The organism is Streptosporangium sp. NPDC020145, assembly GCF_040631275.1.
GTDB lineage: Bacteria > Actinomycetota > Actinomycetes > Streptosporangiales > Streptosporangiaceae > Streptosporangium.
In genome coordinates this window covers 111,266-125,706 of sequence record NZ_JBEXZT010000020.1, presented here as the reverse complement: position 1 = coordinate 125,706, position 14,441 = coordinate 111,266, and the positions used below count along the sequence as shown (strand labels likewise).

The 14,441-nt window shown below is 68.3% G+C and carries 12 protein-coding genes; 6 read left to right on the top strand and 6 right to left on the bottom strand.

Annotated elements, in window-relative coordinates:
- Positions 1-50: 50 nt before the first annotated feature.
- A complete protein-coding gene (locus ABZ463_RS29485) occupies positions 51-770 on the bottom strand; it encodes a TetR family transcriptional regulator (RefSeq protein WP_362781058.1) in 720 nt (239 codons plus the stop codon).
- Positions 767-1,615 (bottom strand): sugar phosphate isomerase/epimerase, encoded by an 849-nt coding sequence (locus ABZ463_RS29480; protein ID WP_352014093.1) that lies wholly within the window; start codon positions 1,613-1,615, stop codon positions 767-769. The genes ABZ463_RS29485 and ABZ463_RS29480 overlap by 4 nt, the downstream gene beginning before the upstream one ends.
- A gap of 162 nt (positions 1,616-1,777) precedes the next feature.
- Here ABZ463_RS29480 and ABZ463_RS29475 point away from each other — a divergent pair, with 162 nt between their 5' ends.
- The 5 genes from ABZ463_RS29475 to disA all read left to right on the top strand — a co-directional run bounded on the left by ABZ463_RS29475 (position 1,778) and on the right by disA (position 5,999).
- On the top strand, positions 1,778-2,476 hold the full coding sequence (locus ABZ463_RS29475; protein WP_362781055.1) for a class I SAM-dependent methyltransferase: 699 nt from the start codon (positions 1,778-1,780) through the stop codon (positions 2,474-2,476).
- Between the two features lie 85 nt (positions 2,477-2,561).
- Positions 2,562-2,936 (top strand): MerR family transcriptional regulator, encoded by a 375-nt coding sequence (locus ABZ463_RS29470; RefSeq protein WP_352014095.1) that lies wholly within the window; start codon positions 2,562-2,564, stop codon positions 2,934-2,936.
- 2 nt (positions 2,937-2,938) lie between these two features.
- The gene (trxA, locus tag ABZ463_RS29465; protein WP_352014096.1) at positions 2,939-3,253 is read left to right on the top strand and encodes a thioredoxin; all 315 of its coding nucleotides are present in this window, start codon (positions 2,939-2,941) and stop codon (positions 3,251-3,253) included.
- Between the two features lie 165 nt (positions 3,254-3,418).
- The gene (gene radA, locus ABZ463_RS29460; RefSeq protein ID WP_352014097.1) at positions 3,419-4,819 is read left to right on the top strand and encodes a DNA repair protein RadA; all 1,401 of its coding nucleotides are present in this window, start codon (positions 3,419-3,421) and stop codon (positions 4,817-4,819) included.
- 79 nt (positions 4,820-4,898) lie between these two features.
- Complete coding sequence (gene disA / locus ABZ463_RS29455) at positions 4,899-5,999, top strand: DNA integrity scanning diadenylate cyclase DisA (protein WP_352014098.1); 1,101 nt, start codon at positions 4,899-4,901, stop codon at positions 5,997-5,999.
- A 60-nt stretch (positions 6,000-6,059) separates the two neighbouring features.
- Here the strand turns inward: disA and ABZ463_RS29450 are convergent, their stop codons facing one another.
- Positions 6,060-6,935, bottom strand: coding sequence for an A/G-specific adenine glycosylase (locus ABZ463_RS29450; RefSeq protein WP_352014099.1), 876 nt, complete (start codon positions 6,933-6,935; stop codon positions 6,060-6,062).
- 122 nt (positions 6,936-7,057) lie between these two features.
- Between ABZ463_RS29450 and ABZ463_RS29445 the strand changes: the two genes are divergently transcribed.
- Entirely contained in the window at positions 7,058-7,753 is a 696-nt protein-coding gene (locus ABZ463_RS29445) for a hypothetical protein (protein ID WP_362781051.1), read from the top strand.
- Positions 7,754-8,844: 1,091 nt separating this feature from the next.
- On the opposite strand, the gene ABZ463_RS29440 is transcribed toward ABZ463_RS29445, so the two are convergent.
- From ABZ463_RS29440 to ABZ463_RS29430, 3 genes are all read right to left on the bottom strand, one after another.
- Positions 8,845-9,795 (bottom strand): TIM barrel protein, encoded by a 951-nt coding sequence (locus ABZ463_RS29440; protein WP_352014101.1) that lies wholly within the window; start codon positions 9,793-9,795, stop codon positions 8,845-8,847.
- A 347-nt stretch (positions 9,796-10,142) separates the two neighbouring features.
- Complete coding sequence (locus ABZ463_RS29435) at positions 10,143-12,650, bottom strand: ATP-dependent Clp protease ATP-binding subunit (RefSeq protein WP_352014102.1); 2,508 nt, start codon at positions 12,648-12,650, stop codon at positions 10,143-10,145.
- Positions 12,651-12,915: 265 nt separating this feature from the next.
- On the bottom strand, positions 12,916-13,248 hold the full coding sequence (locus ABZ463_RS29430; RefSeq protein WP_184724583.1) for an Lsr2 family protein: 333 nt from the start codon (positions 13,246-13,248) through the stop codon (positions 12,916-12,918).
- Positions 13,249-14,441 lie beyond the last annotated feature (1,193 nt).

The window sequence follows — 14,441 nt, the reverse complement described above, 5'->3', positions numbered from 1 at the left end:
CCATACGGTCAACCTGTCCTGTAGAACAATAATCTGTCCACCGGACCGCATCAGGACACGGGGTCGAGATACCCCTGGATCGTGGGCGCGAGCAGCCCGACCAGTTCCTTGACGTCGACCGAGGCGATCGGCTCCAGCCTGAGCACGTAACGGGCCAGCACCACGCCGAACATCTGGGCGAAGGCCAGCTCCATCCTGATCGGGGGGATGCCCAGCGCCTGCGCCACCCTGTCGACCAGGGCGTGCGTCATGAACTCACGGATCAGGGTGGCCATCTGCTCGTTGGTCATCGCCGTGCGGACCAGCGCGAGCAACGGCTGACGCGCCTGGGCGTGCGAGGTCATCGTCAGCACGAACTCGGCCAGCCGCTCCCCCATCTCCTCGCGCGGTCCGGCCAGCAGCATGGGGACCACGTCCTCGGGGTCGATCGGCAGCTCCATCGCCGCGACGAACATGCCCTCCTTGCTGGTGAAGTAGTGGTGGACCAGCGCCGGATCGACCTCGGCCCGCCGGGCGATGCCCCGCACCGTCGCCTTGTCGAAGCCCTTCTCCGCGAAGGTCTCACGGGCCGCCGCGAGGATCTGCCCACGCGTGTCGGCCGACCCCGGCCTGCGCCCGAGGCGCCGCCCGCCCGCCGTACGGCCCGCGTCCCGCCCGGTGTCCTGTTCCGTGCCCCGCTCGGCGCCCTGCCTGACGCTCCGCCCTGCGGGAGCCGTACGGCCCGCGCCCCGCCCGATGTCCTGTTCCGCGGGGGACTGCTGCTCGGTCACCCCTTCGAGCCCGCCGTTCCCGAGCCCTTCGCCCCCGACGCGTGCGAGGGGGCCAGGTGCCGCCGCGCGAAGGCCAGCGCCTCGGCGAGGTCGTCGATCCGCTCGGTACGGCCGCTCGCCTTGCGCGTGTTGATCTCCAGCACGACGAGGCCGTCGTAGCCGTTGCCCGCCATGCGCTCCAGGATCTCCGCGCACGGCTGGTTGCCCCGCCCGGGGACCAGGTGCTCGTCCTTGTTGGCCACCCCGAGCCCGTCGGCCAGGTGCAGGTGGGCCAGCCTGTCGCCGAGCTTGTTGAACATCTCCCTGGCGTCGACACCGGAGACCGCGGTGTGCGACAGGTCCAGGGTGACCTGGGGGAAGTCGTAGTCGATCGGGTTCCAGCCGGGAGAGTAGGGGACCACCTCGTTGCCCCTGGCCTTCAGCGGGAACATGTTCTCCACCGCGAAGACCACGTCGGTCTCCTCGCGCATCCTGGCCAGGCCGACCTCGAACTCGCGGGCGTAGTCACGCTGCCAGCGGAAGGGCGGGTGCACCACGACCGTCCTGGCGCCGACCCGCTCCGCGGCCCGCTGCGCCCGCTGGAGCTTGACCCACGGGTCCTTGCCCCACACCCGCTGGGTGACCAGCAGACACGGCGCGTGGATCGCCAGGATCGGCAGCTGGTAGTGGTCGCTGAGCCGTTCGAGCACGTCGACGTCCTGGCTGACCGGGTCGGCGCCGACCATGATCTCGACGCCGTCGTATCCCAGCCGGGCCGCCAGCTCGAAGGCGTCAGGGGTGCGTTCCGGGTACACCGACGCCGTGGACAGGGCGATCTTCGCGGTGGATGCTCGGGTAACGCTCATACGGATTCCTCGCCTCCCGGCCAGAGCTCGCGTGAGCGGGTCCCCCTACCGCCGTCGGTTCTCTCACTCACGTTGCCAGCCTAAGCGCGCTCGGGGAACGATGGCGTATCGCCCGCTTGACGTGGCGCGGATCACCCGGGCACCGTCGCTACGGTTGGGGGCATGCCGCGGTTTGCCAAGGGCGCCATTCCCAGCCCGAACATCTGGAACACCCCGCAGATCTACGAGCTGGAGAACCGCGCCGTCGATCCCGATGGGGTCGCCGACGCCGCGATGGCCGCCGTCAGACCGCTGACCGGCGCGACGGTCGTGGACATCGGCTGCGGGACGGGCTACCACCTGCCGTCCCTGTCCGCGCGGGCCGCCCGGGTGGTCGGCGTCGAGCCGCACGACGACCTGGTCGAGCTGGCCAGACGCCGCTGCCGCTCCCTGCCGAACGTGGACGTGCGCCGGGGAACCGCCCAGGACCTGCCGCTCCCCGACGCCTCGGCCGACGTGGCCGTCGCCCGCTGGGCCTACTTCTTCGGCCCCGGCTGCGAACCCGGCCTGAAGGAGCTGTCCCGGGTCGTACGGCGCGGCGGCACGGCCTTCGTCATCGACCTGGACGCCACCCGCGGCGCCTTCGGCCGCTGGTTCAGCGCCTCGCTCCCGTCCTACTCCTCCGCCTCCGTCGAGGAGTTCTGGCGGCGCAACGGCTGGCACACCCAGCCTCTCGACCTGCGCATGGCCTTCGAGCGCCGTACCGACCTCGAAGCCGTGCTCCGCATCGAGTTCACGCCGGAGGTCGCGGCGCGGGCCATCGCGGAGACGTCCGGGGTGGAGCTCGAATACCCCAACCTCCTGCGCTGGAAGCGGTTCTGACCTCGCCGGGAATGCGTTCCCCCGGTCCGGGGCTTGACCCTGACACTGACGTCAACGTTTACCGTGGCGCCGTAAGGAGGACCGGATGCGGATCGGGGAGCTCGCCAGACGGGCCGGGGTCAGTCCCAGGGCGCTGCGTTACTACGAGCAGCAGGGGCTGATCAGGGCTCGGCGGACGGCGAACGGCTACCGGGAGTACAGCGAGGCGGATCTCAAGCTCGTCACCGAGATCAGGTCGCTGCTCACGGTCGGGTTCACCCTGGAGGACGCCAAGCCGTTCGTGGCCTGCCTTCGGGCGGGGCACGAGTCGGGGGCCGACTGTCCCGAGTCCGTCGAGGTCTACCGGCGCAAGCTGGCCGAGATCGACGACGAGATCCGCGCGCTACTGGTCCGAAGGGCCGAGGTCGCCGGACAGTTGTCCACGGCCTGCCCCGGATGCGTGCTGACGAAACGGGAGTAGAAATGATCACCCTGACCGCGGAGAACTTCGCAGAACAGGTGCTGGAGAGCGACAAGCCCGTCCTGGTCGACTTCTGGGCCGAGTGGTGCCCGCCGTGCCGCATGATCGCGCCGGTCCTCGACGAGATCGACGCCGAGTACGGCGACCGCGTCACGATCGCCAAGATCAACTCCGACGACCACCCCGAGATCAGCGCCAGGTACGGCGTGCTCGGCCTGCCCACGCTCAACCTCTACAAGAACGGCGAGGTCGTCAAGCAGGTCGTCGGCGCCAAGCCCAAGCGCCTGCTCCTGGCCGAGCTCGAAGGCCACATCTGAGCCCGTGGGGCCCTTCCCGGTGATCCACGGGGAAGGACCCCACGACTCAGGCGGGGACCGAGCCGCCCCAGAACCCGCAGCACCGCCTGCACATGGCCGGCCTCCTCGCCCGCGCCCGGGACACGACGGGTGAAGTTGTCGGTCGGGACCGGTAGCCTCGCGGCCATGGCAAAGAGGGTCGGCTATCGCTGTGGTGAGTGCGGTTGGCAGACCGCCAAGTGGGTCGGTCGCTGCGGCGAGTGCCAGGCCTGGGGCACGGTCGAGGAGGAGACCGCGCGTGGCGGCGTCAACGTGGCCTCCGCGGGCGCCGTCTCCGCCCCCGCCGTCCCGATCGGCGAGGTCAAGGCCGAGGTCGCGCAGGCCCGCAGCACCGGGGTCGGCGAGCTCGACCGGGTGCTCGGCGGCGGCCTGGTCCCCGGCGCGGTCGTGCTGCTGGCCGGAGAGCCCGGCATCGGCAAGTCCACACTCCTGCTTGAGGCGGCGGCCAAGATCGCGCGTCAGCAGACCGTCCTCTACATCACCGGTGAGGAGTCGGCCTCCCAGGTGCGGCTCAGGGCCGACCGGATCGGCGCGATCCAGGACCGCCTCTACCTCGCGGCCGAGACCGACCTGGCCGCGCTGGTCGCCCATGTGGAGAAGGTCCAGCCCGACATGCTCGTCGTCGACTCGGTGCAGACGATCGGCTCGACCCTGGCCACCGGCGTCCCCGGCGGTGTCACCCAGGTCAGAGAGGTCGCGGGAAACGTGATCAGGCTGGCCAAGGAGCGCGGCATGTCCACGGTCCTGGTCGGCCACGTCACCAAGGAGGGCTCCATCGCGGGCCCCAGGACGCTTGAGCACCTGGTCGACGTCGTGCTCCACTTCGAGGGCGACCGCCACTCCCGGCTCCGCATGGTCCGCGCGATCAAGAACCGGTACGGTCCCGTCGACGAGGTCGGCTGCTTCGACCTGCACGAGAACGGCATCGAGGGCATCGCCGACGCCAGTGGCCTGTTCGTCTCCCACCGCAACGACCCGGTCCCCGGCACGTGCGTGACCGTCACCCTTGAGGGCACCCGCCCGCTGCCCGCCGAGGTCCAGGCACTGGTCGCGCGGACCGAGGCCCAGCAGCCGCGCCGCTCCTCCTCCGGGCTCGACACCTACCGCGTGACGATGGTGCTCGCCGTGCTCGAACGGCGGCTCAACGCCAAGCTCGGCGGCTGCGACGTGTTCACCGCGACCGTCGGCGGCATCAAGCTCAGCGACCCCGCGGTCGACCTGTCGGTGATGCTCGCCGTCGCCAGCGCCGCCGGGGACAAACCGCTGCCCCCCGGCCTGGTCGTGCTCGGCGAGGTCGGCCTGGCCGGTGAGCTCCGCCCGGTCCGCGACGTACGGCGCCGCCTGTCGGAGGCCGCCAGGCTCGGCTTCACCCGCGCCCTGGTCCCCTCCGGGTCCCTCGACTCGGGCAAAAGGCGCAACGGCGACCGCACCCTGGTCCCGGTCGGCGGCCGGGGCACATCCTTCATGCCAGGTTTCGATGTCGTTGAGGCGGAAAACGTCTGGGACGCCCTTACTCATGTCACTTAGGAGAGGCGATCCGGTGATTCCGGACTCGGGGGGACCTTCGCCGGTAAGCTAGACCTTATACGCGGACCACGGGGGTCATGTGGCAGCCACCTACAAAGGACTCGACGAACAAGGACTCGACGAACGCCGCAGAAGTGTCCTGGCCGCGGTCGCGCCGGGCACCGAGCTGCGCGACGGCCTGGAACGCATCCTTCGCGGCCACACCGGCGGTCTCATCGTGCTGGGCTACGACAGCACGGTCGAGGCGATCTGCAGCGGCGGATTCGAGCTGGATGTCGAGTTCTCCGCCACCCGACTGCGCGAACTGGCCAAGATGGACGGCGCCATCGTGCTGAGCTCCGACGACCACAAGATCGTCCGAGCCGCGGTGCACCTGATGCCCGATCCGTCCATCCCCACCGACGAGTCGGGCACCCGGCACCGTACGGCCCAGCGCGTCGCCGTGCAGACGTCCCTTCCCGTGATCTCCCTCAGCAAGTCCATGCGGATCATCGCCCTCTACCTGGGCGGCATCCGCCATGTGCTGGAGGAGTCGGCGGTGATCCTGTCGAAGGCCAACCAGGCGCTGGCCACTCTGGAGCGATACAAACTCCGGCTCGACGAGGTCTCGGGCACGCTGTCCGCCCTGGAGATCGAAGACCTGGTGACCGTCCGCGACGTGGCCGTGGTCGCCCAGCGCCTGGAGATGGTCCGGCGCATCTCCAACGAGATCGCCGGCTACGTGGTCGAGCTCGGCACCGACGGCCGGCTCCTCTCCCTGCAGCTCAACGAGCTGGTCGCCGGGACCGAGAGCGACCGTGAGCTGATCGTGCGCGACTACCTCCCCATCTCGGCACGACGTCCGCGCCGCTTCGCCGACGCCCTGCACGACCTCGACCAGCTCTCCTCCGACGGCCTGCTCGACCTGACGGCCGTCGCGCACGTGCTCGGCCAGTCGGGCACCGACGTCTTGGAGAGCCCGGTCAGCCCCCGCGGCTACCGGCTGCTGGCCAAGGTGCCCCGCCTGCCCGTGACGGTCGTCGACCGCCTGGTCGACCAGTTCGGCAGCCTGCAGAAGCTCCTGGCCGCCAGCATCGGCGACCTGCAGGAGGTCGGCGGCGTCGGCGAGGCCAGGGCCCGGCACATCCGCGAGGGCCTGTCCCGCCTGGCCGAGTCGTCCATCCTGGAACGTTACGTCTGACCCGCCCTACCGGGGTTCCACCGCGAACCGGCCCTCAAGCCGGTGCGTGCCTCGGCGATCTCAGGTGGGAAGACGGTAGGTCCCGTCGTCGAGGACCTCCGCCAGCCCGTCGGCGACCAGGCCGTCCAGCGCGCGCTCCCGCTGCGGGGCGTCGTCCCAGACCACGTCGAGAGCGTCCTTGGGGACGGGCTCGTGGGCCTGACGGAGTACGGCCAGCAGCCGCCCCCGGCACTGACGGTCCGTACCCGCGTAGGTCTGCCCCTTACGCGCCGGTCCCTCGTAGGGCGGTTTGCCCGCCAGCCGCCAGGCGCACAGGCCGACGACCGGGCAGTCGGCGCAGCGAGGGGCGCGAGCCGTACAGACCAGGGCGCCGAGTTCCATCACGGCCACCGCCCAGACCGGGGCGTCCTCCTCCCCGGGCAGCAGCGAGGCGGCGAGCTTGCGCTCGACGGGCGTGGTGGCCTTCGGGGGATACTCCTCCCCCCGCACGGCTCGCGCGAGGACCCTGCGCACGTTGGTGTCCAGCACGGCGTATCGCCCCCGGAAGGCGAAACTGGCCACCGCGGCGGCGGTGTACTCGCCGATACCGGGCAACGTCAGCAGCGTCGCGTGGTCGGAGGGCACCTCCCCGCCGTGCTCGTCGGTGATCACCCTGGCGCAGGCGTGCAGGTTGAGGGCACGCCGTGGATACCCAAGACGCCCCCAGTGCCGTACGGCCTCGCCCGGCGGTTCCTTGGCCAGGGCCGCGGGCGTCGGCCAGCGCTCCATCCACTCCGTCCAGATGGGAAGCACCCTGACCACCGGAGTCTGCTGCAGCATGATCTCGCTGACCAGGATCGACCAGGGGGAGGCGTCCTCGGCCCGCCATGGAAGGTCACGCGCGTTGTCGGCGTACCAGGAGAGGACAGGCTCCAACAGGAGGTTCGACTCGGGCACTCTCCGACGATAGTGCCGTTCCGGACGTGCTTCGCCGCCTTCGCCGGACCCCGCCCTCCGAAACGACGACCAGAGCGGCGGGTCGCCCTTCACGGCCCACGGAGAGTCACCATACTGTGCGTATGGATCCGGACACTTTCCGTAGTGATATAGGAGTGGACGTCTACTGGCGGCGGCGGATGGTCGCGCTCCTCGGTGTGCTCATGGTGGTCGCCCTGGTGGCATGGGCCTGCTCGGCAGGCGGACAGGACGACGACCCCCGGGCGAACGGCACGGCCACCGGGTCCCCGTCACCGGATCCGGTCCTGGCGCTTCTGCCCGCGGTGACGATCACCCCGACGCCTCCCGCCCCACGGTCCCCCGGGGCCACCCCCTCCCCGAAGGCCGCCGTCGTCAAGGCGAAGCCCAAGGTCCAGATCAGGCGCCCCGGCCAGACCTGCGACCCGTCCGACCTGGTCCTGGACATACGCGGACGGAGCGAGGTCTACCCCGGGGGCAGCCGACCCCAGTTCATCGTCACGCTGGTGAACACCAACAAGGTGATGTGCACCGCCGACGTGGGGGCACGGGCGCTTGAGGTCCGCATCACCTCGGGCGACGACCGGATCTGGTCGTCCGCCGACTGCGTCAGCGGAGAGGCCGAGGAGATCCGCCGGCTCGACCGGGGCATCCCGTACGTCCGGCAGATCGACTGGAACCGGCACCGTTCCGGCAGCGACTGCTCAGCCCATCGCCCCGCCGCCAAGGCCGGAACCTATGTGGCCATGGTCCGCACTCCCGACCTCAAGAGCCACAAGGCCGTCTTCCACCTCCGCTGACCTGCCCTTCCCCCCATTACAGTTTCCGAGGATTTTGCAACGCGGTTTCTCGGGGCTCACACCTTGGGATTCCGGGGCCGTGCCGCGGTTTTTTCCTGACCCGTCTACTTCTTCAGGACTTTTCCTGACCTGATAGGCCCACACCACCGCCCGCTTCTCAACCCGCCTCGGATTCCTCCAATTCACACCACCCAGATCGGTTTTCCCGGTTCTTCCACATAGCCTTTCCCGGCCTTCACCTGGCGTGCCCTCTCCACACTCACACACGGTTTCACCCTCCCGCGCCCAGGCCACGAACTCCCCCTGAAGCCCACCATCCGCCTCACGGGCCACACTCCGCTTCCCCCGGCCCTCACCCTGAAGCCCACCCTCTGCCTCACGGGCCACACTCCGCCCAGCCCACACCCCGCAGACGCGCAGCTCCCCAAACCGAGCCGTGGACCTCCCCTGGCTCCACACCTCAGCGCCCGCCGTCCACGCCACTCCCCATGCCGAGCCGTGGCCCTTCCCTGACTCCGTCCCGGGCCCCCATCCATGCCGCAAGACCCACCGGGCTGTGGGTTTCCCCTGGCCTCGTCCTGGCTCCCGCTGTGCGCACCGAGGATGGCGGCCTGGTCCGACGTGATCACTACCGAAGAACCGTTGACTTCGTCTGCCCAGTGCCCTCCAGCCCGCTGAAGCAACCCGCGCGACCCCCACCCGGAACCAACCACCGCAGCTGAAGCCCCCACGCGGAAAGGAGCGCATGGCTGAGCTGAAACCAGCACGAGCCCCACGAAACCCGGCCCATGCGCGCCAAAGGCAGTTCCGGCACCTTCCAACGCCCGAACCAAGGAAATTGGGCCTGTTGCCCTCGGTGCTCCCACCACCTGAGCCGAGGAAACCGACGCCCCCCACACCAGGAGTGAGGGGTTTTGCCTGTGCTTTACCGGTGCCAAGTGTGAGGGGTGTCGGTTCGGGTGCGCCGGCGCTTGGACTGAGGAGTGAGGGAGCGCAGCGGACGAACGACGAGGGAAAGCGTCGGCTCGAAGCACCCGAACCCGTGACGCCGAAGGCGGCGCAAAGAGACACGCCGAAGGCGGCGCAAAAGGTTACGCAGCGAGTGTCAGGCCCAGTGCCGTCAGGTTCGTCCTTGCCCAGTCGAGTTCCTCGGCGATCATGTTGACCAGGGCGCCGGGGCCCTTGGCGCGCAGCGGTACGGCCAGACCGTGGGTTTCGACCTCGATGTGGGCCGTGCCGTTCACCGCGCCGGAGAGCATCGCGGTGAGGGTGTCCTCAAGCACGGAACGGGTGCTGGGGAGCTCCTGGCAGGCGTCGCCGAAGTGGTTGTGGACGTGGCCGAGCTTGACGACGGGGGCACCAGCGGCGGCCAGGCCGCGCAGGGCGTCCTCCGGCTGCTCCGCGCCGCCCGCGAGGTGGCAGGCGTCGAGGCAGACGCCGAGATGCTCGGAGTCGATGCCGCAGACGCGTTCGAGGGCCTGCTTGGTGGTCTCCAGCACACAGCCGGGCCAAGGCTCGAAGCCGACCCTGACCGTCTTGCCGGTGACGCTGTAGAGGCCGCGCAGTTCGCGGGAGAGTCGTTCGAGGCGGCGGGCCGCGATGGCGTGCAGGTCGGCGGGCCAGTCACGGCGCCAGCCGATGGGGATGGTGGAGATGCTGCCGAACTGGACGTCGTCCGGGAGCAGGAAGGCCAGGATCTTGGCCAGGGACATCGTGTAGCGGTACCGCTCGGGCTTGGCCCAGTCGGGGCCGGGGCTCTCCTGGTTACGGCCACCGGTGCCGTTGAGGCTGACGACCTCCAGGCCGCGCTCCTCCAGGGAACGGCGCAGGCGGACCAGTTCGATCCGGTCGGCGATGAGGTGGTCGGCCACGCTCGGGGAGAGCCAGAGTCCGACGCCCATCCGCCCGACGCCGAGGCGCTTGCGCACCGGAACGGCGTACCTGGTCAGGTGGGCGATCAGGTTCTCCAGGTCCTCAGCGGGATGGACGCCCGCGTTGTAGGACAGGTGAACGAGAGTCCCGTCCTGGTGTCGCAAACGCATCCGATGCCTCCAAGCGTGTGGTGCTTTCGATCAGGTGGTCCTGGGACCCGCCTGGTGGGCCGAGCATCCCGCGCGGAGGCCGGTCACCGCGTCACCTCTGCAGGTGATTCGCCGGTACGCCGCGCGGCTGACCCCGGAAGGCGATCTCGCCGCGGAAAGCACGATGTGTGGCTCACTTGGTGAGCCTTGGCCAGGCTCACTCTACAGAGTGTAGTACTACCTTTGGTGGTAGGACACCTCCTTGTATAACAAATGAGCAGACCCCGCCGTGATGTCTCACGACGGGGTCTGCTTCAGTTCTCTGACCTGCCGGTCCTTCGGGGATGGAGCCCCGGGAACCGTTCGGCCTAGTGCTGGATCGGCTCCGCGATGGCGGCGGCCGAGTCCGGGACGCGGTCCGTGGGCGCGGCCTCGCCGACGAAGGTGAAGGTGGCGTTGTCACCCTCGCCCTCGACGCCGATCTTGACGATCTGGCCGGGCCGGAGCTCGCCGTACAGGATCTTCTCCGACAGCGTGTCCTCCAGCTCGCGCTGGATCGTACGGCGCAGCGGGCGGGCACCCATCACCGGGTCGTAACCGCGGTCGGCCAGCAGCTGCTTGGCGTCGTCGGAGACTTCGAGACCCATGTCGCGGTCCTTCAGGCGCAGCGCCACCTGGGCGAGCATCAGATCGACGATCTTGATGATCTCCTTCGGCGTGAGCTGGTGGAAGACCACGATGTCGTCGACACGGTTGAGGAACTCGGGCCGGAAGTGCTGCTTGAGCTCCTCCTGCACCTTGGCCTTCATCCGGTCGTAGTTGGACTCGTTGTCGTTGGCCTTCGCGAACCCGACCCCGATGCCCTTGGAGATGTCACGGGTACCGAGGTTGGTCGTCATGATGATGACGGTGTTCTTGAAGTCGACCACCCGGCCCTGGGCGTCGGTCAGGCGACCGTCCTCCAGGATCTGCAGCAGCGAGTTGAAGATGTCCGGGTGCGCCTTCTCGATCTCGTCGAAGAGGACCACGGAGAACGGCTTGCGCCGCACCTTCTCGGTGAGCTGACCGCCCTCCTCGTATCCGACGTAGCCGGGAGGCGAACCGAACAGCCTGGAGACGGTGTGCTTCTCCATGAACTCGGACATGTCCAGCATGATCAGCGCATCCTCGTCCCCGAAGAGGAACTCGGCGAGCGACTTGGACAGCTCCGTCTTACCGACACCGGAGGGACCGGCGAAGATGAACGAGCCACCCGGGCGGCGCGGGTCCTTCAGACCGGCGCGGGTGCGGCGGATCGAGCGGGACAGACCCTTGATGGCGTCGTCCTGGCCGATGATCCGCTTGTGCAGCTCGTCCTCCATGCGGAGCAGTCGCTGGGACTCCTCCTCGGTGAGCTTGAAGACCGGGATGCCGGTGGCGGTGGCCAGGACCTCGGCGATGAGCTCCTCGGTGACCTCGGCCACGACGTCCATGTCGCCGGCCTTCCACTCCTTCTCGCGGCGTTCCCGCTTGAGCTGGAGCTGCTTCTCCTGGTCGCGCAGCGCCGCGGCCTTCTCGAAGTCCTGCGCGTCGATCGCGGACTCCTTGTCGCGCCGCACGTTGGCGATCTTCTCGTCGTACTCACGCAGGTCCGGCGGCGCGGTCATACGGCGGATGCGCATGCGCGAGCCGGCCTCGTCGATGAGGTCGATCGCCTTGTCCGGCAGGAACCGGTCGCTGATGTAGCGGTCGGCGAGCTGGGCGGCGGCGACCAGGGCACCGTCGGTGATGGAGACCCGGTGGTGGGCCTCGTAACGGTCGCGCAGGCCCTTGAGGATCTCGATCGTGTGGCTGAGGCTGGGCTCGGCCACCTGGATCGGCTGGAAGCGGCGCTCAAGCGCGGCGTCCTTCTCCAGGTGCTTGCGGTACTCGTCGAGCGTGGTCGCGCCGATGGTCTGCAGCTCACCACGGGCCAGCATCGGCTTGAGGATGCTGGCGGCGTCGATCGCGCCCTCGGCGGCGCCCGCGCCGACGAGCGTGTGCAGCTCGTCGATGAACAGGATGATGTCGCCGCGGGTGCGGATCTCCTTGAGCACCTTCTTCAGGCGCTCCTCGAAGTCACCGCGGTAGCGCGAGCCCGCGACCAGGGCGCCCAGGTCGAGGGTGTAGAGCTGCTTGTCCTTGAGCGTCTCCGGAACCTCGCCCTTGACGATCTTCTGCGACAGGCCCTCGACAACGGCGGTCTTGCCGACGCCGGGCTCGCCGACCAGGACGGGGTTGTTCTTGGTCCTGCGGGACAGGACCTGCATGACCCGCTCGATCTCCTTGTCCCGGCCGATGACCGGGTCGAGCTTGCCCTCGCGGGCGGCCTGGGTCAGGTTGCGGCCGAACTGGTCCAGCACAAGGGAGGTCGACGGCGCCGTCTCCTGCGGACCGCCCGAGGCGGCCGGCTCCTTGCCCTGGTAACCGTGGAGCAACTGGATGACCTGCTGCCTGACGCGGTTGAGATCCGCGCCCAGCTTCACCAGCACCTGTGCGGCGACACCCTCGCCCTCACGGATGAGGCCGAGCAGGATGTGCTCGGTGCCGATGTAGTTGTGTCCCAGTTGCAAGGCCTCGCGGAGCGACAGCTCAAGGACCTTCTTCGCACGCGGGGTGAAGGGAATGTGCCCCGACGGCGCAGACTGCCCCTGGCCGATGATCTCCTCGACCTGCTGACGCACACCTTCAAGACTGATGCCGAGGCTCTCCAGAGCCTTGGCGGCAACGCCTTCACCTTCATGGATCAAGCCAAGAAGAATGTGCTCCGTACCGATGTAGTTGTGGTTGAGCATCCGGGCCTCTTCTTGGGCCAGGACGACAACCCGCCGTGCGCGGTCGGTGAACCTCTCGAACATCTCGTCGCTCCTCACAGAGCGGTCAGGCAGGTCCGGGATATCCGGGCCCTGTCATCCCGCATGGTAGCCCCGACCCGGCGACCGCTCTACGCAGAAGACGTTCCCCGAGAGCAGGGCGTTCACCCTCCATCCAACTACTTGCGGGGGGTGCGATGTTCCCGATACGCCGCAAGCGAACGACGTTTATCGGCCGCTCAAACGCGTCATGCGGTCATGGCCGCCACCGGACCCCACCGTGGCCGCCATAACCGCATGATTCAACGATCTAGTGAGCCGCTTCGTACTGCTCGACGATCTTGGAGGCGATTCGACCGCGCTCGCTGACGTTGAGGCCGTGGGACTTGGCCCACGCCCGGATGTCGGCGCTCTTCTCCCTCGTGAGTGCCCGGGTACCACCCGCACGACGACGGCGAGGAGCCAGAGCACCGGAACGACGGGCGCTCTGCACGAAAGGCGACAGGGAGTCGCGGAGCTTCTTCGCGTTTACGTCGCTGAGGTCAATCTCATAGCTGGTGCCGTCAATCGCGAAGGCGACGGTCTCATTGGCCTCGCCCCCATCGAGGTCGTCGATGAGTATCTCCTGGATCTGCTTGGCCATCTACGCAATCCTTTCGCGGAGTATTGTTTCATTCGCTAGCTAAACATATACCCGCAATCGGAGAGCGGCAATTCCAGGAGCCCGGCGATTCTCGTCGCCCCGCGAGCCCGGGGAGTGATCAACCGTTCTGCGACTCGACCTGATCCCGTCGTTTTGCCGGGCGACGGCCGGCGGCTTCACTCCGAAGAAGCTTGACAACTCCGTAGATGAAGGCCCCGCCGACGACCACCGGGGGTATCAACGCGGACAATACCTCGTTCATTCGTCCTCGCTCCGCACCGTGGGTAACTTTCGGAGACCATGGAAATTTTGCCTGCGACAACCCGGGCCACGCTGGGAGGACGCGCTCGATCGGTCCGGTTCCGTCCACGGATGACCATAGCGTCACCTGCGGTCGGTGGGTGTCACTGGGGCAGACAGACCTGCCGCTCACTACCTTAATGCTTCTCTCCAGCCGTCTTACCGGTTGCGCTCCGTAAAGCCGGAGGGAAAAACCGGCAGGGCGATCTTGTGATGATCACTCCACCGGAAAACCATTGCGGTCCCGGCTCGGCGACTGCGGAGCCGTACGGCCTCCTGCTCACGTAGCCCCTGGTGAGGGGTCTGGAAGGGAAGATCAAACGGGCCGTCCACGAAGCCGGAGATCACCTCGGGCGGGTTCACCGCCGACAATGCCCCCGGTGCGAAGAACACCCGTATGGATAGTTGCCCTCTTCATGTTGCGGGGGGCCGTGGTGCGACTCCGCCGACAGAAGAAGACGGATCTTCCTTGTTTTCTTACCAAGAGTACGTCCTTGTCTGGCATCTAGGACATAGTCGTAGACCTTATAACCACCAAACAGGAGCGGACTCCGTAACAACCATGTGACACCAGGACGCCTCCTGAGCCATCGCTAAGAAGCCTCGGGAAGGGGAAGTCGGGTGGCGGGACAATCCCTTGGGGGACGCGAAGTCGGCGCCGCCCGGGAGGATGCCCTCCCCCGGCCGCGATCCATTCGGCCGTCTGTCCGCGAACTCCCCGCGGCACGCGTTCTCCCTTTGGGGCCCCATAAGACCGTGTGGACGGCTGTCCAAAGGCCGCACCGCGTAGTTGTTCATCCCGCGGCCCTTGGGGGTGGGGGCGCCGTGACGTCCGTGGCGCACGGCGTTTGTCGGCGAGGGAGGGGGGTGGACGGCCATAACGCTCCTCGTGC

What these genes read in the sequence shown, in the direction of transcription:
- ABZ463_RS29480 (WP_352014093.1), bottom strand. Translation starts at nt 1,615, where the DNA reads ATGAGCGTTACCCGAGCATCCACCGCGAAGATCGCCCTGTCCACGGCG.
- ABZ463_RS29475 (WP_362781055.1), top strand. Translation starts at nt 1,778, where the DNA reads ATGCCGCGGTTTGCCAAGGGCGCCATTCCCAGCCCGAACATCTGGAAC.
- ABZ463_RS29470 (WP_352014095.1), top strand. Translation starts at nt 2,562, where the DNA reads ATGCGGATCGGGGAGCTCGCCAGACGGGCCGGGGTCAGTCCCAGGGCG.
- trxA (WP_352014096.1), top strand. Translation starts at nt 2,939, where the DNA reads ATGATCACCCTGACCGCGGAGAACTTCGCAGAACAGGTGCTGGAGAGC.
- radA (WP_352014097.1), top strand. Translation starts at nt 3,419, where the DNA reads ATGGCAAAGAGGGTCGGCTATCGCTGTGGTGAGTGCGGTTGGCAGACC.
- ABZ463_RS29445 (WP_362781051.1), top strand. Translation starts at nt 7,058, where the DNA reads ATGGATCCGGACACTTTCCGTAGTGATATAGGAGTGGACGTCTACTGG.
- ABZ463_RS29440 (WP_352014101.1), bottom strand. Translation starts at nt 9,795, where the DNA reads ATGCGTTTGCGACACCAGGACGGGACTCTCGTTCACCTGTCCTACAAC.
- ABZ463_RS29435 (WP_352014102.1), bottom strand. Translation starts at nt 12,650, where the DNA reads ATGTTCGAGAGGTTCACCGACCGCGCACGGCGGGTTGTCGTCCTGGCC.
- ABZ463_RS29430 (WP_184724583.1), bottom strand. Translation starts at nt 13,248, where the DNA reads ATGGCCAAGCAGATCCAGGAGATACTCATCGACGACCTCGATGGGGGC.